This is a genomic window from Scopulibacillus darangshiensis (assembly GCF_004341035.1).
GTDB classification, from domain to species: Bacteria; Bacillota; Bacilli; order Bacillales; family Sporolactobacillaceae; genus Scopulibacillus; species Scopulibacillus darangshiensis.
In genome coordinates this window covers 16932-38862 of the sequence record NZ_SLXK01000006.1, presented here as the reverse complement: position 1 = coordinate 38862, position 21931 = coordinate 16932, and the positions used below count along the sequence as shown (strand labels likewise).

Genomic DNA, 21931 nt, shown 5'->3' with positions numbered 1-21931 from the left:
CATCAAAGACACCCAAGAAACAAACCCCTTGCCCTACCCTTCCTATACAGCAGAGATAGGCGGGATATAGCAGGAAAAGGGCGGGGCTATTGTAGCTGTAGCAAGGGCTGAGGCAGTTTCCTAGGCTGTAGAATAGGCAGGAAAGGCTTTCCCTTTAACACACTGTGCAAGGACGCAGGAGGCTTATACAAAGCTATTAACATGCTGTAGTGGGTAAGGGGAATTATATAGCTGTCAGAATGGCTGTAAGAGCCTGTATAAGCCCTGTGTAAGCTATGCAACAAATGTTGTATAAACATTAAGCTGTTATTGTCGCTGTTATGGCTGAGGCTTAGTAGGCATATAAATATAAGAGGAGCAAGTCCATTTAAGACTTACCCCTCAATCCCCTTAGTTGAAAACACTCTTTAAAGGGGAAAATGTATTATGCTGTCTTTTGACAGTATCATCAGTCATTTGAATGTATTTTCTTACCATAGACATATCAGAATGTCCTAATATTTTTTGTAAGGAGAAGGGATCGCCGCCATTCATTATGTAGAATAAAGACCCTGTATGCCTAAATGTGTGGGGGGATACTCTTTTATTGGTTAGACCTGCCTTTTCTCCTAATTCAGTCAATCTATATCTTATAGTGTTATTAGCCATTTGTTCGCCCTCATAGGTAACAAGTAGCCATTCAGAACCAAAGTCCTCAGTCTCATCCATATACTCTTTTAAAACTCTAATTGTCCTGGCTGAAAGAGGTACAATCCTTGACTTTTTTGTCTTTGTATCAGATGCCTCAAGTTTAATAGCCCCTGTTTGTAGATCAACATTTTCCCTTTTCATATTAATCAATTCTCTGCATCTTACCAAAGTGTCCAACAGAATGTAGATAATAACTTTGTCTCTAAAGCCAGTATAGGTTGATTCATCCACTAGACTGAGCAGTTTCTTGACTTCTTGAGGGGTAAATGATTCTAATGTATCCTGCTTTGTTTTCAGTGGTTTAAATCTTTCATGTATAGGAAAATCAATGTAATTTTCTAAATAACAGTACCTAATGAAAGTCCTCATTGTTCTAATCCTGACATTTGCGGTAACAGGCGAGATACCTTTTTCATTTAGCATAAAGTCTATGTAGTCCCTAAAAACATCTAATGTTATTTCATCTCTTTCTAAGTCACTGCCTAAATACTCCCTAAACCATCTATAAGTAGTGTAATAACTTTCAATAGTGTCCTTTGCTAATCCCTCAGTTTTCTTATACAGCATGAACCTCTCAAACATGTCATTGAGAGACATATTCACAGGCTTTTGATTATTCTTTTGTGTAGCTCCTGCTCCCTTACCCCTACCTAACTTTCTCATAACCTTCTTAGCCACAATAAAAACCCCCTATAATAACATTGTTATAGCGAGGTGTCAAAAAAGTCACTGAATTGTTATCTTAGTACCACTGGGTCTAACCTAAAAGGACTGTAAAAGACTCCACTTGTTAGCCCTGAAACCCTTTGGTAGTATAAGAGTAAAAATCCCTTAGCTATGGGATTCTTGCTGTTTAGATAGGGGTAAAACCTCAGTTGGGTTTTGAAGACCCAGGCAAGCACCAGCTACGCAACCAGCCCCATATATTAAGGGTACCAAGAGTATTTTTCCGATTTCCCCACAAGATTTATTATAGTGAATAAACCCCGGTATAACAAGCGTTTCAAGGTGTCTAGAACTAAGAATAATTTTTATTTACCGGCTTATTTGTCTTTGTTGGTAGGACTTTTAGGCAATTAGTATAATAAGACTGTTATAAATAGACAATAATGAAAAAAATATCGTTGATATAAACAATGGGGATGGTTTACATATTTGGTCTCATTATTGCCGTTATACTTTTTAATTTCATCGCCTTCTTAACAAATAAAAGGCTTTCAAAGAATCAAATTGTTCATATATGGGTATACACAATAGCCTTTCAAACACTTTTTGATTCATTTATAGATCTTAAATATCATGGTTACTGGTATTTTACAGAAGAGCATGATTGGGCATCTCTACCCGCGCTTACAATGCTTATCCCACCTGTGAATATTATGTTTCTAAATTGGTATCCCTTTAATAGCCCGATTATCAAGCATATTTTTTATTTCATTTGTTGGACACTCGTTCTTTTAATGTATGAATTACTAACATTGCTCCCTAAGCCTTGGGGGTACTTTCACTGGGGATGGTGGCATTTAGGTTATGCTGCAATGACTGACCCAATACTGCTAATAACCCTGGTATTGTATTATAAATGGATATGCAGGATTGAAAAAATCAATTAAAGGTGCAGGCGTACAAAAGGAGACTGCTGGTGCCGGTCTCTCCGTGTTGTTTGTCTCATTTATTTGAATGACGCTGATAATCCATTAATTTAAATTTGGTATCACCTAAATCATCCATGTCTGCATGGCCATTCGTATACACATCTGGGGTGAACCTAAGAGTTAGTGTGTCAACATCAAAGCCGGTCACTTTATTTTTAAAGTTTTTAATATAAATATCTACTTTAACATCGTACCAGCTGAATGGCTTATTATTGTCAATGCGTGTTTTGTCTATAACATGACTTACCTCCGTAATACTTCCAAAACGCCATGGCATTCTCCTTCCATATTCTTTTTGAACCATTTCCTCTACCGGATGGTCAATAATATCCAAAAGTATATCTTTGGGTGTTGCATAAAGCTGCCGTTCGGTATTTCCTTTTGCTTGGACACCAGCAGTACAGGTTAAAAGGAAAAGTACCGCAATTAGAGCACTATACGCCTTCTTCACATTTAATCACCTCAGGGATATAATGCCAATAATCTAAATGAATTATGTGAGCGCCAAGCTTTATATTTTGAATAAATGACGTATAATCCCGGTTTTTGAAGGTAATATAAGAAGTTTTATAGAAATATGTAATTGCCGGAGAATGCGTTTGAAAGGGGAAGCGTTAAATGGGTGAAAAGAATACATTATTAGAAGCATTTAGACAAACCAATTATCGTGTTGTGGGTCACGGCAACAGGGAGATCCGGATGCTGAAAGAAGCTTTGAAAGAATTCGATGGGGACGAAGAAAGTGATATTTATGGAGCGGGTAACATCATAGAAGACTTTCAAAACAAACTTTCGGAATACTTAGGAAAGGAAGCTGCAGTTTTCTTTCCAAGCGGAACGATGGCCCAGCAGATCGCATTAAGAATATGGTGTGATCATAAAGGGCTGAAAAGAGTGGCCTATCATCCATTGTGCCATTTGGAAATCCATGAAGAAGACGGGCTAAAAGAATTGCACCATATAGAACCGATATTGCTGGCGGATAAAGACAGTGTGATTCAATTGGATGATATTGTGAACATGAAAGAGGATATTTCCTGTTTGCTGTTGGAATTGCCTCAACGTGAAATTGGCGGTCAGCTGCCGGACTATGAAACCCTTGAAGCGATATCCGCGTATTGCCGTGAAAAAGGGATCAAGCTGCATTTAGATGGCGCTAGACTTTTTGAAATTCTCCCCTTTTATAAAAGGTCCGCTGCTGAGGTTTGCCGGTTATTTGACAGTGTCTATGTCTCCTTTTATAAAGGGATTGGCGGAATTGCCGGGGCAATTCTAGCAGGGGACGAAGCATTTATAAAAGAATCAAAGGTATGGAAAAGGCGGCACGGCGGTGATTTAATCAGCCTTTATCCTTATATTATCAGTGCTGATTATTTTTTGACACAGAGATTGGATAAAATGGGGCAGTATTATGAAGGAGCGAAGGAGCTTGCGCAGCTTTTCAACTCGTGTCACGCTGTTTCAACCAAGCCAATGGAACCAGTTTCAAACATGTTCCATGTCCATTTTAATGCACCAAAAGAGCAGCTTGAGTCCAATCTTATAGCCATTTATGAGGAAACGGGGATCGGTTTAACAGGTTATATCAACGAAACAGAAAACGGGTGCACTTACGAAGCAGCGATTGGCGATCAGTATGCCCTTATACCAAAAGAGAATTTGCAAAATATCTTTCGCAAGCTTGATGAAAGATTAAAAGAAATAAATGTCCGGAATTAATAAAAAACACACGTTTCGATAAAAGGTATTATCAAACGTGTGTTTTTTTGTATTACTTTATTTTCTTATTACCGATTAAAATATCTAGATCAACCGTGATCTCGGCTGATGGTAATTGTAAAAATGCTTGCACCTTTTCAGGTGATGTCTTTGTTAAGAAAAATGGGATTAAAACCCCTGCGGATATTTTAACAAGTATGGACCGTTTTGATCAAATACAAATTGTCTATCACTCTCCAATTTTCAATGCGCTGTCACACAGCCTTTCACTTGATTAGGATGTTCTAAATCGTTATACTTTTTGACAAGGCAGGGCAAATTCTTACAAAATTCGAGAATTCCCTGCCTGTTTTTCGTAAAGAAAACTTGCCGATTGGCAAGCCTTAAAAAGGTGCAGCCAGAGGCCTAGTTGCCCTTATGTGCGTAAGAAAGTTTATACTTTCTTATTAACTAAAGAAAACTTGCCGATTGGCAAGCCTTAAAAAGGTGCAGCCAGAGGCCTAGTTGCACTTATGTGCGTAAGAAAGTTTATACTTTCTTATTAACTAAAAAAATGACTTAGCTAAAAAGACCCGGTAAAGGGGGGAAAGATGATGATCAGGTTTGAAAATGTGACAAAGCAATATCAAGATGGTACGAAGGCGGTCGATTCTCTCAATTTGGAGATTAACAAGGGAGAGTTCTTCGTCTTTATAGGTCCGAGCGGATGCGGAAAGACAACGACGCTGAAAATGATCAACCGATTAATTGAATTAACCGAAGGCACGATCTTCATCAATGATAAAAAAATCAGTGAATATGATATTCATGAACTGCGTTGGAACATAGGCTATGTGCTTCAGCAAATCGCCTTATTTCCTCATATGACAATTGAGGAGAACATTTCAGTGGTGCCGGAATTGAAAAAATGGAAGCATGGGGAGATAAAAAAGCGGGTGGACGAGCTTTTAGACATGGTTGGGCTCGACCCTGAGACCTATAGGGACAGAAAACCAAGCGAGTTATCTGGAGGCCAGCAGCAGCGGATCGGCGTTATTCGGGCATTAGCGGCAGATCCTGAAATTATTTTAATGGATGAACCCTTTAGTGCATTAGACCCGATCAGCCGAGAGAAGCTGCAGAAGGATATTTTGGACTTGCAGCAGCGGATTAGGAAGACGATTATCTTTGTCACCCATGATATGCAGGAGGCTCTGGCACTTGGTGACCGGATCTGTATCATGCAGCATGGTGAAATCGTCCAGGTTGATAAACCGGAGGCGATTATCCAAAATCCGGCCAATGATTTTGTTAAGGAATTTATCGGCTCCCGCACACCTGCCCGTCAATTCGATGGCGGGGGAACCATTGAAGGAATTGTTCATGGTAGCCATACGGATCAATCCGAACTTGATCAAAAGCATCCTCTTTCAGCTGACACGAAGATTGAAGAAGCCCTTAGGCGCCTAATCGATGAAGATACGATACCAGTCGAAAAGGATGGCGTCATGATCGGAACCATATCAAGACAATCGGCCCTGAAGCATTTTGCTGAAAAAATGGGAGAAAGGGGTTAGATTATGGCTGCATTTCTAGATGTCTTTCAGGAAAGAAAGGGCGAGCTTTGGCAAGCATTAATTGAGCATATTCAAATTTCATTTACCGCCCTTCTGTTTGCTGTCATCATCGCCATTCCTCTTGGAATCTACTTAACAAGGCATGTCAAAATATCAGAAGGCGTTATCGGTATTTCAGCTGTGCTGCAAACCATTCCTTCACTTGCCTTGCTCGGGTTGCTCATTCCTTTAGTCGGGATAGGGAAGGTTCCAGCTATTATTGCACTTGTCATTTATGCCTTATTGCCGATTTTACGAAATACATACACGGGGATCAATGAGGTTGATGCATCACTTGTCGAAGCTGCGAGAGCAATGGGGATGAATAGCAGAAAACGGTTATTTAAAGTAGAGTTGCCGCTTGCTTTGCCGGTGATTATGGCTGGCATCAGGACAGCGATGGTTTTGATTATTGGAACAGCGACTTTAGCTGCATTAATCGGGGCAGGCGGACTAGGTGACCTCATTCTTCTTGGGATTGACCGCAACGACAATTACTTAATTGTATTAGGTGCCGTTCCAGCAGCTGCCCTGGCCATTTTGTTCGATGTGATTCTGCGACTTGTGGAGCGGACATCCCTGAAGCGCTCCTTTAAAACAGTTGGCATCGCTGCCCTGGTTGTCGCTCTGCTCATTATCGTTCCGCTTGTGTCGGGGAATGGCAAAAAGGATATCGTCATTGCCGGTAAGCTAGGTGCTGAACCCGCAATATTAGACAATATGTATAAATTATTGATTGAACAAGACACTGATTTAGACGTTAAGCTGAAGACAGATCTTGGCAAAACTGCCTTCGTGTTTAATGCACTGAAATCTGGTGACATCGATATTTATCCGGAATTTACCGGGACTGCTATTACCACATTTTTAAAAGAAAAAGCTGTCAGCACTGACAGGAAGGAAGTCTACGAACAAGCCAAAAAAGGCTTGCTCGAAAAATTCAATATGGTCTACCTAAAACCGATGGCTTATAACAACACATATGCTTTAGCTGTACCGGACAAAACGGCGAAGCGGTTCGGGCTGGAAACCATATCTGACTTAAAGCCAGTGGCACAGCATATGAAGGCAGGATTTACGCTTGAGTTTGCCGATCGTCAGGATGGCTATAAGGGTATCCAGAAATTATACGGTTTGCATTTTCCTAACGTCAAAACAATGGAACCGAAGCTTCGTTATCATGCCATCCAAACCGGTGATATTAATCTAATTGATGCTTACTCGACGGATAGTGAGATCAAGCAATACCATCTTACTGTTCTAAAAGATGATAAGAACTTGTTTCCGCCATACCAGGGTGCACCTTTATTGAGGAAGGAAACAATTGAGAAATACCCTGAAATCAAAGACGCATTGAATAAGCTCGCAGGTAAAATTACTGATGATGAGATGCGTGAAATGAATTACAAGGTCAATGTTAAAGGCTTTTCACCGGAAGAAGTCGCAAAGGACTATCTGAAAAAAGAGGATCTTCTTAAGTAACAAGGAAAAAATCTTGTTGGGGTGTTAAAAATGATATATGTCGGTTTAACAGGGTGGGGCGACCACCCGGCGGTATATGACCATCCTTCTAAGGGCACTAAGCTGCAAATGTACAGCAGTCATTTTCCGATTGTTGAATTGGACAGTGCTTTTTATGCAATTTTACCGGAAAAGAATTATGTCAACTGGATAAAAGAAACGCCGGATTCTTTTTCATTTATTGTCAAGGCTTATCAAACATTAACAGGTCACGGAAGAGGTGATTCGCCTGATCAAGGCTTAAAAGAAACGTTTGCCGCTTTTAAGTCATCCATTCGTCCATTAATTGAAGCCGGCAAACTTGGCGCTGTGCTGTTCCAGTATCCGCCGTGGTTTGAATGTACCAAAGAAAATGTAAATCTGCTCCGTTTTACAAAAGAAATCATGGCTGATGTGCCGCTCGCCTTAGAATTTAGGAATCAATCATGGTTTGCCGATGGCATGAAGGAAAAAACACTTGCTTTTATGAAAAGTGAGATGTGGATCCACGCGGTTTGCGATGAACCGCAATCGGGTGTAGGTTCCGTACCGACCGTCCTGGTTCCTACAAATGAAGATAAGACGATTGTACGGATGCATGGCCGGAATACGGAAGGCTGGGTGAACCGCGGCCAGCCGAACTGGCGTGAGGTCCGTTACCTATACAGGTATAATCGTAACGAACTCGAGGCATGGAAGGAGAAGCTTCAAGCGCTGCAAAAGGATACCAAGGATATTTATGTCCTTTTTAACAATAATTCCGGAGGCGATGCTGCGGACAATGCGAACACACTGCTCACGCTTCTTGACATTAAATATGAGGGTCTGGCGCCAAAGCAGCTTGGCTTATTTTAAAAATCAAAAAAAACGCTTGGGAGAATATATTCTCCTAAGCGTTTTTTATCTTGGCACACTATGGCTGTTTTGCTTCAATTTCGGCAGTTTTAACTCAATCAATGGTTTGGAAAAGGTTCGAACCGGTCTGCTTGCCAGGAAGAAACACAAGGCGATGCACGCGGCAAACAAGACAAGGTACCCAGCAAAGTGCTGAATGTTCTCATATGACGGAAAGAGGTCGATTGTCTTGACGAAAAAGCCGTGCAGCAAGTAAATATAAAGCGTTTTGCCGCCAAGGTTCGTAAATGCCATCTGCTTTTCCGGAATTAACGTCAAAACAGCGAATGTTGTTACGAAAATAACAGCATAGTAGATCAGACGATATAATCCGCCTTCCCAACTGTCAACACCCATAGCGGCGTAAGATGATGAGCCTAACAGCCAATCTTTCCATGCATCGGGAAAGATAAAATAACACCCTGCGAAAATCGTGATCAAAAGGGGGATGGCTGCAAATTTGCTTGCTTTCTGCCTGATTGCCGCAAAGTGTTCTCCCTTTAGCAAATAGCCTAAATAAAAGAGAGGGAAAAAGATAAAGGTACGTTCGATACTTAAATAAGATCCGAAATCACTAAAATAACCAACGGCAATCCCTAATACAAGCGCAGCCGGAAAGCCATATTTCCCCATCTTGGAAAAGGGTATGATCATGAGATGCCAAGAGAACAGGCTGATCAGGAACCATAGTGACCAATGCGGATCAAGCAGGCTGAAGGTGAAATGCTCATCATAGCCTGTGAAAAAGTAATAGAAGTTATAGATCACTTGAAATATGAAATAGGGTATCAATGTCTTTTTAAAAACCTTTTTAACATACCCTGGTTTGTCGAATCCTTTTGTAAAGTATCCAGCAATTAGAATAAAGGCAGGCATGTGGAACAAATAAATAAATTTATAGAGTGAAAATAACACGCCGTTGCCATCTTTTAAGGGGCTGATACTATGACCGAAGACAACAAGCAAAATCAAAATGAATTTTGCGTTGTCAAAATAATAGTCACGCTTTCCCATATTTTTTCTCCTCCTAAACAGAGTTGCTTTAAAGTTATCGGTGAGCCTTTACATTATTTGCCCGTAAAAAACCGATTCAAACCCTATTTAAAAGGACTGTAAAAGAAACGTAACAAAATTAACGATGGGATTTTTTGTGGATATATACCTGGTTTTTGCGGTCAATCTGGCAGAGCGAAACGACCTCGATGTCATCTATACCATGCGATTGCAGCATTGTTCGCAGCCAGTTTTCATCTTTCTTTATTCCTTGAAGATTTGCTTTTACAGGTTGTCCATCAACAACAAGGTTATAAGGCAAACCCCGCGTAGGAGTGACGGTATTTAAATCAGATTTTGTAGGTGGCATCGCCTCCGGTTTTATCAGCACCGATAGCGTGCCGTCGGTTTCAAGCATGGCAGCTTCAATTTGATCAATATAAAAAACATCCTTTTTCCGCAATAACATCATTAAATCATGGATTGTTAAACGTGCCTTTTTTAATTCGTCATCTTGAACCTCACCATCTTTGATGACAACAGCTGGACCTGAATTGATGATTTTACGCAAGGATAGGCTGTTAAATGATATGATTCCAAGTAATAAGGAAAGGAAAGCAAAAAGTGAAATGGAGATGACACTTTGGAGGAGATGGATATCGGGAGTCATAATACTGCTGGCAACTAATGACCCAAGTGAAATACCAGCAACAAAATCGAAAAAGGTCATGTGTGAAACAAGTTTTTTTCCTAAGATTCTTGACCAAATAAAGATGGTGATAAAAATGATGACCGTGCGCAATATGATCTCGAGGTAACTCATTATTTTCCATCCTTCATGTGATTTATATTAATGTTTGCCAAGAAGGGTGAGGTTAACCATTTTAGTAAAATAAAAAACAGGAAAATTCTTGTCATAGCGTATGGAAAAGAGCGCGGTCCGCCTTATAAACTGAGAAAAAAGCTTCACTCATTTTAATATAGGACTCAGAATAAACCCCAGTCCGATAATAATCAAAATAATAGAAGCGGATGGTCGTGTCACCATTTTATTACAATTTGTATATCGCAGTCATTCCCTTTTCGGGTAAAAGCCATAAGTTACGGATAATGCCCCGAAAGTTACGGAAAAATCGAAATTCTTACGGATGAACATGCGATTCTTACGGATGCCCTTAAGTAGCTCGAGATAAAAAGGCCATCAGCAAATCATTTTCATCCCCAATAAAAAAGGAACCCATTGATTTGGGTTCCCTTATAAAATAAGTTTTTATTTAATTTCAATAATATTTTTTTCGCCAAGGCCGACTAGACCTGTCTTCCTTACGGCTACTTCCTGGCCATCCTTCAGGTTTGTGAAGACAACCGGTGTGACCACTGACGGCACTTTACCTTTGATTGTTTGAAGGTCGAAAGTTAATAGCTTTTGCCCTTGTTTAACCTCTTCGCCTTCTTTGGCATAAACATCGAAGCCCTCACCTTGAAGATTAACGGTGTCTAATCCGACATGGATCAGCACTTCCAAGCCGGTATCAGATTCAAGGCCAATAGCATGCTTTGTCGGGAAGACAGTTTTGACTGTACCATCAATGGGAGAGACAACCATCCCATCTTCAGGATCAACTGCAAACCCGTCACCCATCATTTTTTGGGAGAAGACTTGGTCGGACACGTCGGTGATTGGCATGATTTTACCTTTAACAGGCGAAGCAACCTTGGACCCATCATCGATGCCAGCTTCACTCTCCAAGTCAGCTTGATGGTTTTCATGTTCATCCTTTACAATATTCACCGGGTTAACGCTAGAATGTACCAAACGCTTTAATGCGTCTGCCACAAATTCCACATTAGTTCCCACAATAACCTGTACATTCTTCTTATTTATCTTCATCACACCGCGGGCACCGTGGCGTTTCAATGCGCCTTCGTCAACACTAGAGGAGTCATTAACATTCAGACGCAGCCGTGTCGCGCAATTATCGATGTTTGTTAAGTTTTCCTTACCGCCTAAGTCAAGAAGAAAATGTGCAGCCATGACTTCGAACTTATCCTCAGCATTAACGCCTGCCATCTCCGGATTTTCTTCTTCAATATCTTCTTCATCCTCACGTCCAGGCGTTTTCAAATTCAGCCACTTGATGAGGAAGTAGAAAACAATAAAATAAATGACCGCATAGACGAGGCCGACGACTAACAAAAGAAGTGGTTTTGTAGCAATTCTAAAGTTCAAAAGATAGTCTATAGCACCTGCTGAAAATCCAAAACCGTCGCGTATACCTAGTAAATACGTGACAGCCATTGAACTGGCCATCAGGAGTGCGTGTACAAGATATAGAACAGGTGATAAGAACATGAATGAGAATTCAATCGGTTCAGTAACCCCCGTTAAAAAGGCTGTAAGAGCAATACCAATTAGCATCCCTGTAACCGCTTTGCGTCGTTCCGGCTTAGCCGCAGCAATCATAGCGATACAAGCTGCGGGTAAACCAAACATGATAACTGGGAAAAATCCTGCTAAGAACAAACCTGCATTTGGATCATCAGTCGTTAGGAAGCGTGTAATTTCTCCGTGTACACCATGGTAATTACCAAATTCAAACCAGATTAATGTGTTGATAACATGGTGCAATCCAAGTGGGATTAATAATCGGTTGAGCAAACCATAAACAGCGGCACCAAGCGCTCCTGCATCGAAAATCCATTGGCCGGCCGCATTGATGGCATCTTGAACATAGGGCCAGACAAAACCAAATATAAATGCTAAAACAATCATTGCCCCAGATGTGACGATTGGTACGAACCGTCTGCCTCCAAAGAATGCAAGCCAATCCGGCAGTTTTATATTATGAAAACGGTTATATAATAAACCTGCAATAATACCTGCAATAATACCGCCTAAGACGCCTAAATTTATGTCTTTATCAAGTGCAACTGCGCCGTTGTTTAATACTAAGTATCCGATAGCACCGGCAAGTGCCGCGGCGCCGTTGTTATCTTTGGCAAAACCAATCGCAATACCAATTGCAAAGATGATCGGCAAATTCGCAAAAATAGCATTACCCGAGTCTGCAAGGAATTTGATATCCAATAAATCGGGTTGGCCAAAACGCAACAGCAACGCTGCAGCCGGTAAAGTTGCGATCGGCAGCATCAGTGATTTACCGATTCTTTGTAAGAACCCTAACATTTTTCTACCCCCTAAATTTTCGACAGAACAGGAATTCTGTCTTTATATTTTTCGATTAATGCTTGATTGTGGTCATCTGCATCTTGGATATTACCGCTCAAAAACAGCGGCGGCGTGATGCCTTCTTGGGCCAACAGATGGACGGTTTCTACAATAATACTATTAATAATCAGCATGCCAATCACGGTAGATGTCGGTCCAAACGGCTGCTTCAACCGGTCATCCCTCATGATAGCATCCCCCTTGACTGAATAATTATCGATAATAAGGTCGGCAACATCACACAGGCGTTTCCCTGAACAATGTCTGGAATCGAGTGATTTCGAATAGGCCTCTGAAGTGATGGCGATGACGAAGACACCTTTTTCCTTTGCATAAAGCGCAGCATCAATGGGCACACCGTTAATCCCAGAGGTTGAAGTGACAATAAGGACATCTTTGTCACTAAAGCGGCATTCGTCGAGATATGGCTGAATAAAGTTGTTCTTTCGCTCAAGCTCTGATGAACGCGCTGCCCCTTTGTGAAGCATTAATTCTTCAATAAAAATCGGATGAATAGGAGCCAAACCACCTGCTCTGTAAAATATTTCCTCAGATATCATATGGGAATGGCCGCAGCCAAAGATATGAATAAGACCATCGTTCTTAATGGCGTCAGATAGTATAGAAGCTGCATCTTTAAGTCTTTGTTCATTACCTTTGACTTGGTTAATTATTGTCTCAATACGGGAAAAATACTCAGAAAGCATGTTTCCTCCTTTCTAAATGTTGTCATTCATTAGAACAAACCATTTAAATAAAATTAGTCATTGCAACAGTATGACATCGCTTTCTTTCGCCATTATCATAGCACAATTGGAATATAGATGTCTATACCATTGATCCGACATGTTTTGCTCTGGAATATAGATGTCTAGACAGCGTGTTAGGAACATGCTACGATAAAAATAAAAAAGTGAAAAGAAGGGACCAGACAATTGCGAATAACAGGACCTGCGATATACACAGAAAATGGATGGATTGAAAATGGTTCGGTTAAAATAACAAACGAGAAAATTTCAGCTATGGATGAGATGATTATTAATAAGGATGGCGAAGATCTATTCGACTTTCCATCAGATTATAAGTGCCTTCCTGGAATGATTGATGTTCACATACATGGTGCTGGCGGTTCGGACACAATGGATGCATCGCCTGAAGCTTTAAGCAACATTGCCCAAACCTTACCAAAGGAGGCTACAACAGGCTTCCTGGCGACAACAATTACACAAGAACCGGCGGCTATAGAGAAGGCTATAAAAAATGCTGGAGACTATATTAAAAACCAACCCAGTGGGCAAGCTGAGATTTTAGGCATTCACTTGGAAGGCCCATTTTTAAATCAGGAAAAAGCAGGTGCGCAGCCGCCGGAATACATTCTTGACGGAGATCTTGACCTGTTTGAAGCTTGGCAGAAGTTGTCAGGAGACAATATAAAATTAGTGACGGTGGCACCTGAAATTAAAAACGGTCTAAAGCTGATTAACTATCTAAGCGTGCACGGTGTGGTGGCTTCGATCGGCCATTCTAATGGCGGATTCAGGGATGTGGCAAATGCTGTAGAGGCTGGTGCGACGCATGTCACCCACCTTTTTAACGGAATGAGCGGTCTGCATCATCGGGAGCCTGGGGTCGTTGGCGGAGCACTCTTACATGATGAGCTATATGCAGAAATGATCGTTGACGGCATCCATATTTGCCCTGAGACAGTTGATCTTGCCTATCGGCAAAAAGGCCCCGGGAAAACAATTTTAATAACTGATGCCATGCGGGCTAAGTGCATGAAGAATGGGACGTACGACCTCGGTGGACAAGAGGTAACTGTAACAGATGGCAAGGCGGTATTAGCTTCGGGAAGCCTCGCCGGCAGTGTCCTGAAAATGGATCAAGCTATGCAAAATATGATGGCTTTTACTGCCGCGAAATTAGAGGATATTGTTGAAATGGGTTCTGTCAACCCAGCAATGCAATGCGGCGTCTATGACCGAAAAGGCAGCATCACCCGCGGTAAGGACGCCGATCTCATTATATTGGATGATAATAATCAACTTGTCATGACCATTTGCCGAGGGGTTGTGACCTACCGACAGGAAGAGAGGTGAAAAGCGATGAAAATTATTGAAGCGCAAGATTACGGCGACCTTAGTCTTAAGGCAGCCCAATACGTGATCGCAAAGGTTAAGGAAAAGTCAAATATAGTCCTTGGTTTAGCAACGGGCAGTACGCCTGAAGGAACATACAAAGAAATTATCCGTGATTTTAATGATCATCATACTTCCTATAGATATGTCCGTTCAGTTAATTTAGATGAATATGTTGGTTTATCCAAGGATCATCCCAATAGCTATCATACGTACATGTTCGAAAATCTCTTTCGTCATTTGGACCTCCCTGAAGATCAAAGATTTTTACCCGACGGGAATGCGGAAGATCTGGAGGATGAGTGCAGGCGGTATGATCGTCTAATTCAATCCCTTGGCGGGGTTGATCTCCAGCTTCTGGGTATTGGGCAAAACGGCCACATCGGTTTTAACGAACCCGGCACGACTTTTGATCAAAGGACACATACTGTGGCATTGACCCGATCGACACGCAAAGCAAATGCCCGCTTTTTTAACAGCATTAACGAGGTTCCTGCACATGCCTTGACAATGGGGATTCGCTCGATCTTGGATAGCAAAGAAATCCTGCTTCTGGCGTCCGGAAAAAGTAAGGCAGAAGCGATAGACCGGTTACTTAGGAATCAAAAGATTGATCAAGATTTTCCTGCTTCCTCCTTACACAAGCATTCCAATGTTATAATCATTGCAGACCGCGATGCATTATCCATTGCTGATGACAATGAAAGGAGGGCATAGGCTGTGATCGATAGACAATCGCCTGTTCCTATTTATTTCCAAATTGAGGAATATATAAAGCAGTTAATTGAAAATCAAGCATTAAAACCTGGAGACGCCATACCCTCAGAAAGGGAATTCACTGAAACATTCCAGGTTTCTCGCATGACCGTTAGGCAAGCCATTACAAATTTAGTGAATGAAGGCACCTTAATCAGATTGAAAGGAAAAGGAACCTTTATCTCAGATCAAAAAATTGAACAGCCACTGCAAGGCCTGACGAGTTTTACTGAGGATATGCAGAAAAGAGGGTTAAAACCAGGGAGCCGGCTTGTTCACTTTGGCTTAATCCCGGCGTCTGCTGGAACAGCGCATCGTCTTAATATCAATGAACATGACCCTATCTATGAAATTAAACGGATTCGTTTGGCCGATGACATGCCAATGGCTCTAGAAATAATGTACCTTTCAGCAAATTTGGTTAAAGGCCTGACTGAAAAGACTGTGAATCAGTCACTCTATTCCTACATTGAAAAGACATTGGGACTTAAAATCGGTCATGCCAATCAGGTGCTGGAATCATCGGTAGCGAGAGCAGAAGAGGCAAAGTACCTTGGTATTGAAAAAAATGCCCCCATATTACTCATACAGCGCCACACCTTTCTTGAGAACGGCGCACCTTTGGAATTAGTTAAATCAACTTATCGCGGTGACCGCTATAAATTTGTTATTGATATGAAACGCGGTTAAAGGCATTTCACATGTGAAAAGCAAGAAGCTCTGATGCTAGATTCAGGCTTCTTGCTTTTTTAATGTATAATTGCATTAATTATGCGATAATGCATTTTATCGCGAACACCTCCGCTCATATGGTTAATCTGAAATTTGATGCAACATGCTGATGCAAATTCGCATTAACGCTCACCTGAGTTAACTGATATTTCGGAACAAAAGATTGGCATCGAATTTGCATTGAATAGTAGTGATGACTAGGAGGGGAGGATATTATTCAAAAGAGGTGTGTTGCTTGATAAATAACTTGGACTCGTTAATGAATGATTCGTCATTTGGGTCAACAGTGTTTTCGAAAGAAGGCCATGTTCTTTGCCACAATGATGCGGCAGCTGATTTGCTTTCTATGGAGGGGCCATTTACAAACATCAACCAAATGCCGGACGATGTACAAAATACTTTTTTTAAATGTTCATTGGAAGGTGGGGCGGATCACTCCTTTGGTGCAGTCAGATTGCATTTTCAACGTGTAGAAAAACAAAAGGAATACCGTGTGTTGTTGATTGTCTATAATGACCCCCATTATTTCGAGCTTGAGCAAATTATAAACCAATCTTTTGATGAAATTCTCGTAACCGATGGTGATGGTGTTATTACAAAAGTCAGTAAAAAATGTGAGGAGCTGTACGGGTTGTCAGAGGAGGTGTTAATTGGACAAAAAACAGCAGACCTTGCAAACAGGCATGTTTTTACACCATCGTTAACACCAGTCGTACAAAAAGAAAAGAAAAAGGTATCTTGTATTCAAGGGACAAGAACAGGGAAAAGACTTTATGTCATAGGCAATCCTATCTTCGATGATGATGGTGAGATTTATCGGATCGTCTTTAATTCACGTGAAGTTTCCGAAATTGAAATGCTTGAAAGCCGTCTCCAACAAACGGAAAATCTGCTTAATCAATATCGAACAGAACTCCGTCAATTAAGGCAATTGGTATCAGGTGAGAAAGAGGTGGTCTACCAATCTAATGAAATGAAGGAGGTCTTTCAGTTGGCAGCCAAGGTTGCACCTGTGGATTCCACGGTATTAATTGCAGGTGAAACAGGTGTCGGAAAAGGGGTGATGGCGCGTTATATCCATCAAGAAGGCAACAGAAATAATAATAAAATCATTGAAATTAATTGCGGTGCCATCCCTGAAAATTTGATTGAATCCGAGCTGTTTGGTTATGAAAAAGGCGCATTTACTGGAGCGAATAAGGCAGGGAAAAAAGGTGTCATAGAGCTGGCTGATGGCGGCACTTTATTTTTGGATGAGGTGGCTGATCTATCTCTTAATGTTCAAGTGAAATTACTGCAATTCTTGCAGGACAGCTGTTTTCGCCGGGTAGGGGGAAATGAGCCAATTCATGTGAATACCAGAATCATAGCGGCAACGAACCAAGATTTGCCGCAACTTGTTAAAGAAAAGAAATTTCGCGAGGATCTTTTTTATCGGTTGAATGTCGTCCCGATGATGATCCCTCCTTTGCGCCATCGTAAGGATGATATTGCTGTTTTGGTGGATCATTTCCTGACACAACTAAATCTGAAATATCAAATGAATAAAAGGATTAGTGATGATGTCTACCAATATCTCCTGAGGTACCATTGGCCTGGAAATGTCCGTGAATTAGAGAACCTTATTGAAAGGCTTGTCGTGACTTGTGAAGGAAGCAAGGTGACTATCGAGGGTTTGCCAACTTATCTTATCGACTATAAAAGTCACATTCAGGAGGGTATTGTCGTAAAGGATATTATCCCTTTAAAGCAGGCGGTAGAAGATTTAGAGCGACAACTGGTTACACAAGCTTATCTAAAGTATAAAAATACGTATAAATGTGCTGAGGCCCTGCAAGTTAATCAATCAACAGTTGTCAGGAAGATCAAAAAGTATGCAAAACATGGTAAGCTAAAAAACCTTTTGACAGAAAACTAAATCCATTTAAAGGGGTGAAAGCAGATGGGCAATTCCAATCAACAATTTGATAAGGTTTTGTCACGCATGGATGTCTTGATCCTGGCCTTTGGTGCGATGATCGGCTGGGGCTGGGTCGTTTTATCAGGAACATGGATTGCGTCTGCGGGGTTCCTTGGCGCTATGATTGCCTTTGCCGTAGGCGGTGTTCTCGTTGTCTTTGTCGGGCTAACCTATGCTGAATTAGTCTCCGCTATGCCAAAAGCGGGAGGTGAGCACGCATATACACTCCGTGCAATGGGCACCACCGCATCTTATGTCACATCATGGTTTATCGTTCTTGGATATTTTTCGGTTGTGGCATTTGAAGCTGTAGCGCTGCCAACAGTTATAGATTACCTTTTTCCAAATTACCAGGTCGGTTATATGTGGACGATTACCGGCTGGGATGTCTATCTTTCATGGGTGCTTGTAGGCGTTATAGGCTCTATTTTTGTAACCGCTATCAACTATCTTGGAGTCAAACCAGCTGCTATGGTTCAAATGGTTTTAACGATCGTCATTGTTCTTATTGGTCTCATGCTGATTTTTGGTTCATCAATCGGCGGGGAATCGGCTAATTTATCACCACTATTTAAGGATGGAATGGCTGGCGTCATGAGTGTCATTATTATGACACCCTTTATGTTCGTTGGTTTTGATGTCATTCCGCAAGCTTCTGAGGAAATGAATGTCCCATTTAAGTCTATTGGAAAAATACTCGTCATATCTGTCATATCCGCTGTTGTTTTCTATTTGGCTATTATTTACGGAGTTGGCATGGCTCTGGATCATACATCACTTTCAAGATCCGAACTGGCTACTGCTGATTCCATGGCCGCCGTATACCATTCCGGTATTTTCGCAAAGGTCCTTATCCTTGGCGGTGTAGCGGGCATTTTGACCAGTTGGAATGCTTTTATTATCGGGGGCAGCCGGGTCTTATATGCAATGGCGGAATCAGGGATGCTCCCGTCATGGTTCGGAAAATTACATCCAAAATACAAAACACCATCAAATGCCATTCTTGCGATAGGTGTTCTCGCGACTCTATGCCCTCTTCTTGGAAGACCTATGCTTGTTTGGCTGTCGGATGCCGGCGGTCTTGCCATTGTTGTCTCGTGGTTAATGGTAGCTATTTCGTTCGTCGTCCTTCGGAAAAGAGAACCTGACATGCCACGGCCCTACAGAGCTGGAAAAGGGAATATGATTGGCTGGACGGCGATTGTCCTCGCATTGGCTATTGCGTTGTTATATATGCCTTATATGCCGTCTTCACTCGTTTGGCCGGCTGAATGGATGATACTGATCATTTGGTGGATTATCGGAGCCTTTTTCTTTATACAAATGAAAAAAGGGAAGTATTCAAGTGGCTCAGGTACAAATCTATTAAATCAAAGCTACAGCGATCAAACGATTCGAGACTAAAGCAAACTAATAAAATACAAAAAACCAGGAGGGATTCCTTATGCTTGCACAAGTAAAAGATAACTTAATCGAATGGGATAAAAACCACTTTATTCATCCGACATCCTCGATAAAAGAACAGCAGGAGGCCGGCCCGAAATGTATTTTCGAAGAAGGCAACGGCATTTATTTGAAGGATATTGACGGCAAGGAATATATTGATGCTATGTCTTCGCTTTGGAATGTCAATATTGGTCATGGAAGAAAGGAACTCGCTCAAGCTGCTGAAGAACAGATGTCAAAGTTGGCATTCAGTTCAGCCTTCTCTACATTCTCCCACGAACCAGCCATCAGATTAGCAAAAAAAATAGCAGGCCTTACGCCAGGGGATTTAAATGCTGTGTTTCTCACCTCGGGTGGATCGGAATCGAATGATTCGGCATTCAAATTAGCCCGGCATTATTGGATGATATCCGGCAAGCCTGAACGCAGAAAAATTATTTCCCGTAAAAAAGCCTACCACGGCGTTTCCGCTGGTGCGACAAGTGCCACGGGTATTCCGGAGTTTTGGAAAATGGGCGGCATGCTCGTCCCTGATTTTCTCCATGTCGAAACACCATATGAAATTGGAACAGAAGAAGCGATCAATTCCATCCGTAAAATGATTGAGCAAGAAGGACCTGAGACGATAGCGGCCTTCTTAGCCGAGCCGGTGCAAGGGGCAGGCGGTGTCATTATCCCGCCGGATGATTATTTCAGAGGGGTTCGAAAGCTGTGTGACGAGTATGGCATTTTGTTTATTGCCGATGAGGTAATCACCGGTTTTGGACGAACCGGCAAAATGTTTGGGCTTGAACATTGGGATGTTGTTCCGGATATGATGACATTTGCAAAAGGTGTGACCAGCGGTTATTTTCCGCTGGGCGGAGTGGCCGTCTCAGATTCCATACATGATGTGCTAAAAGAACATTCGACAGGCACTCTCTTCCATGGCTTCACCTACAGCGGCCATCCGGCAGCGTCGGCGGTTGCACTGAAAAATATTGAGATTATTGAGAATGAAGGCCTCGTAGAAAATGCACAAAAAATGGGAGAGGAATTGCTGAAAGGTTTCAGGCAAATTAAGGAGCAAATTGATATTGTCGGTGATGTGCGAAGCATAGGCCTTCTTGGGGCAGTAGAGCTTGTCGCAAATCCAGATACTAATAAACGTTTTACTCCGGAAAGAAAAGTGGCAGCAAAAGTAATTCAGGCGCTCCATGACCGCGGTGTCATATGCCGTGCAGTCACTTATGACAGCACTGACATCATTGCCTTTGCCCCGCCGCTTATCATTACCCGGGAACAGGTCAATGACCTCGTCCAGACATTGCATGATGCCATCCTTGAGGTTCGTAAAACTATAACGATTTAATTCTTTATAGGTCCGGAGTCGATATGACTCCGGATTTCCATTGGTTAATCAGAAAGTATAACTTTCTGACGCACATAAGGGCACTGGCTAAAGACGTAACATCCTGTTACAACGCCAGTACTAGCACGTCCTGTGCGTCGCAACTACGTCTCTGTCTTCGCCAAAGGCTCGCCAATCGGCGAGTTTTCCTTATACCGAAAATTACGCCATATCAAAATATAGAAATTTATTTGACAGTTAAATTTGATATACATATAATTGGTGTAACAAATAAATAAAGAGGTGGCGGCAATGCATAACACAATAGATGCAGCTGTCGGTTACCCTACGGTATTAACAGGACGGAAAATTGTTCACTTACTTTTTGTTCATTTAAAAAGTTATGACATCACACCGGAACAATGGACAGTTTTAAGATATCTAGGGGAGCAGGATGGCATTACACAAAAGGAATTGTCGCAAAAGTCTGGGAAAGATCAGGCAACATTGACGAGAATTTTAGATAATATGGACCGGAAGACATGGATTGAACGAAAAGCCAATTCAAATGATCGAAGGTCTTTTTTAGTGTATTTAACGGATTCCGGTGAAAGGCTTCGGCATGTGTTGGAGCCGTCCATTGAAAAAGTCTATCAGAAGGTCTTCAATGGCATTTCCGAGGAGCAAATAGCGCTCTTAAAAATAACACTGGAGCACATGGAAAGAAATATTGAAATCGCACTTGAAGAGGAAAAGGTTAAGTGACACTTGAGGAGGGTGATCATATTGGATGATCGGACTTTCAGAGATGCGATGGGTAAATTTGCGACTGGCATTACAGTGATCACAACGGTAATAGATGATCACATTCACGGCATGACGGCAAACGCTTTTATGTCCGTTTCGCTTGATCCTAAGCTAATTACAGTATCAATTGATGAGAAAGCGCACATGTACGATAAAATGCAGCAAACCGGAAAATTTGCTGTCAGTATTTTGTCTGATAAACAAACGAAAATGTCTATGCATTTTGCTGGACAAAAGGAAAAAGAGGATGTTGAGTTTGATTGGCATGGCGGTGTCCCAGTTATAAAGGATGCGCTGGCCAATATTATTTGCAATGTATACGACTCTCATAAAGTCGGAGATCATACATTGTTTATTGGTGAAGTGGTGGATTTACATCTGTCCGAAGGCGATCCGCTGACGTTTTTTGGCGGGAAATATGGTCATAACCAATTGATTAAATTTCATACCGTATAACAGTCCCAAGTTGACCATCATTTGAAACTGC

18 protein-coding genes are annotated in these 21931 nt (G+C 41.6%); 12 read left to right on the top strand and 6 right to left on the bottom strand.

Features of this window, described 5'->3' with window-relative positions; translation table 11 throughout:
• Positions 1–390: 390 nt before the first annotated feature.
• Both EV207_RS06180 and EV207_RS06170 read right to left on the bottom strand, forming a co-directional pair.
• Complete coding sequence (locus EV207_RS06180; RefSeq protein WP_243646969.1) at positions 391–1368, bottom strand: tyrosine-type recombinase/integrase; 978 nt, start codon at positions 1366–1368, stop codon at positions 391–393.
• Between the two features lie 990 nt (positions 1369–2358).
• Complete coding sequence (locus EV207_RS06170) at positions 2359–2796, bottom strand: DUF3888 domain-containing protein (RefSeq protein ID WP_132744745.1); 438 nt, start codon at positions 2794–2796, stop codon at positions 2359–2361.
• A gap of 167 nt (positions 2797–2963) precedes the next feature.
• Between EV207_RS06170 and EV207_RS06165 the strand changes: the two genes are divergently transcribed.
• From EV207_RS06165 to EV207_RS06150, 4 genes are all read left to right on the top strand, one after another.
• On the top strand, positions 2964–4064 hold the full coding sequence (locus EV207_RS06165) for a threonine aldolase family protein (RefSeq protein ID WP_132744743.1): 1101 nt from the start codon (positions 2964–2966) through the stop codon (positions 4062–4064).
• 593 nt (positions 4065–4657) lie between these two features.
• Positions 4658–5620, top strand: a complete 963-nt coding sequence (locus tag EV207_RS06160; protein ID WP_132744961.1) for an ABC transporter ATP-binding protein — start codon at positions 4658–4660, stop codon at positions 5618–5620.
• 3 nt (positions 5621–5623) lie between these two features.
• Positions 5624–7141: an osmoprotectant update ABC transporter permease/substrate-binding subunit OpuFB gene (opuFB, locus tag EV207_RS06155; protein WP_132744741.1), complete on the top strand. Its 1518-nt coding sequence runs from the start codon at positions 5624–5626 to the stop codon at positions 7139–7141.
• 30 nt (positions 7142–7171) lie between these two features.
• On the top strand, positions 7172–8014 hold the full coding sequence (locus tag EV207_RS06150; protein WP_132744740.1) for a DUF72 domain-containing protein: 843 nt from the start codon (positions 7172–7174) through the stop codon (positions 8012–8014).
• 45 nt (positions 8015–8059) lie between these two features.
• Here EV207_RS06150 and EV207_RS06145 read toward each other — a convergent pair whose 3' ends face one another.
• The 4 genes from EV207_RS06145 to EV207_RS06130 form a co-directional block, all read right to left on the bottom strand.
• The gene (locus EV207_RS06145) at positions 8060–9067 is read right to left on the bottom strand and encodes an acyltransferase family protein (protein WP_132744738.1); all 1008 of its coding nucleotides are present in this window, start codon (positions 9065–9067) and stop codon (positions 8060–8062) included.
• A 118-nt stretch (positions 9068–9185) separates the two neighbouring features.
• Entirely contained in the window at positions 9186–9869 is a 684-nt protein-coding gene (locus EV207_RS06140; RefSeq protein WP_132744736.1) for a DUF421 domain-containing protein, read from the bottom strand.
• Positions 9870–10316: 447 nt separating this feature from the next.
• A complete protein-coding gene (nagE, locus tag EV207_RS06135) occupies positions 10317–12233 on the bottom strand; it encodes an N-acetylglucosamine-specific PTS transporter subunit IIBC (RefSeq protein WP_132744734.1) in 1917 nt (638 codons plus the stop codon).
• A gap of 11 nt (positions 12234–12244) precedes the next feature.
• Positions 12245–12982: an SIS domain-containing protein gene (locus tag EV207_RS06130; RefSeq protein WP_132744732.1), complete on the bottom strand. Its 738-nt coding sequence runs from the start codon at positions 12980–12982 to the stop codon at positions 12245–12247.
• 228 nt (positions 12983–13210) lie between these two features.
• Here EV207_RS06130 and nagA point away from each other — a divergent pair, with 228 nt between their 5' ends.
• The 8 genes from nagA (at position 13211) to EV207_RS06090 (ending at position 21900) form a co-directional block, all read left to right on the top strand.
• Positions 13211–14374: an N-acetylglucosamine-6-phosphate deacetylase gene (gene nagA, locus EV207_RS06125; protein WP_132744730.1), complete on the top strand. Its 1164-nt coding sequence runs from the start codon at positions 13211–13213 to the stop codon at positions 14372–14374.
• A gap of 6 nt (positions 14375–14380) precedes the next feature.
• Positions 14381–15130 carry a glucosamine-6-phosphate deaminase gene (gene nagB / locus EV207_RS06120; protein ID WP_132744728.1) on the top strand — a complete coding sequence of 250 codons (750 nt, stop codon included), beginning with the start codon at positions 14381–14383 and terminating at the stop codon, positions 15128–15130.
• Positions 15131–15133: 3 nt separating this feature from the next.
• On the top strand, positions 15134–15859 hold the full coding sequence (locus EV207_RS06115; protein WP_132744726.1) for a GntR family transcriptional regulator: 726 nt from the start codon (positions 15134–15136) through the stop codon (positions 15857–15859).
• Between the two features lie 277 nt (positions 15860–16136).
• The gene (locus tag EV207_RS06110) at positions 16137–17819 is read left to right on the top strand and encodes a sigma-54 interaction domain-containing protein (protein WP_207902927.1); all 1683 of its coding nucleotides are present in this window, start codon (positions 16137–16139) and stop codon (positions 17817–17819) included.
• A 24-nt stretch (positions 17820–17843) separates the two neighbouring features.
• Complete coding sequence (locus EV207_RS06105) at positions 17844–19265, top strand: APC family permease (protein WP_132744724.1); 1422 nt, start codon at positions 17844–17846, stop codon at positions 19263–19265.
• 40 nt (positions 19266–19305) lie between these two features.
• Positions 19306–20658: an aminotransferase family protein gene (locus tag EV207_RS06100; protein ID WP_132744722.1), complete on the top strand. Its 1353-nt coding sequence runs from the start codon at positions 19306–19308 to the stop codon at positions 20656–20658.
• A gap of 291 nt (positions 20659–20949) precedes the next feature.
• Entirely contained in the window at positions 20950–21402 is a 453-nt protein-coding gene (locus tag EV207_RS06095) for a MarR family winged helix-turn-helix transcriptional regulator (protein WP_132744720.1), read from the top strand.
• Positions 21403–21423: 21 nt separating this feature from the next.
• Positions 21424–21900 carry a flavin reductase family protein gene (locus tag EV207_RS06090; RefSeq protein ID WP_132744718.1) on the top strand — a complete coding sequence of 159 codons (477 nt, stop codon included), beginning with the start codon at positions 21424–21426 and terminating at the stop codon, positions 21898–21900.
• The last annotated feature ends 31 nt before the right edge of the window (positions 21901–21931 follow it).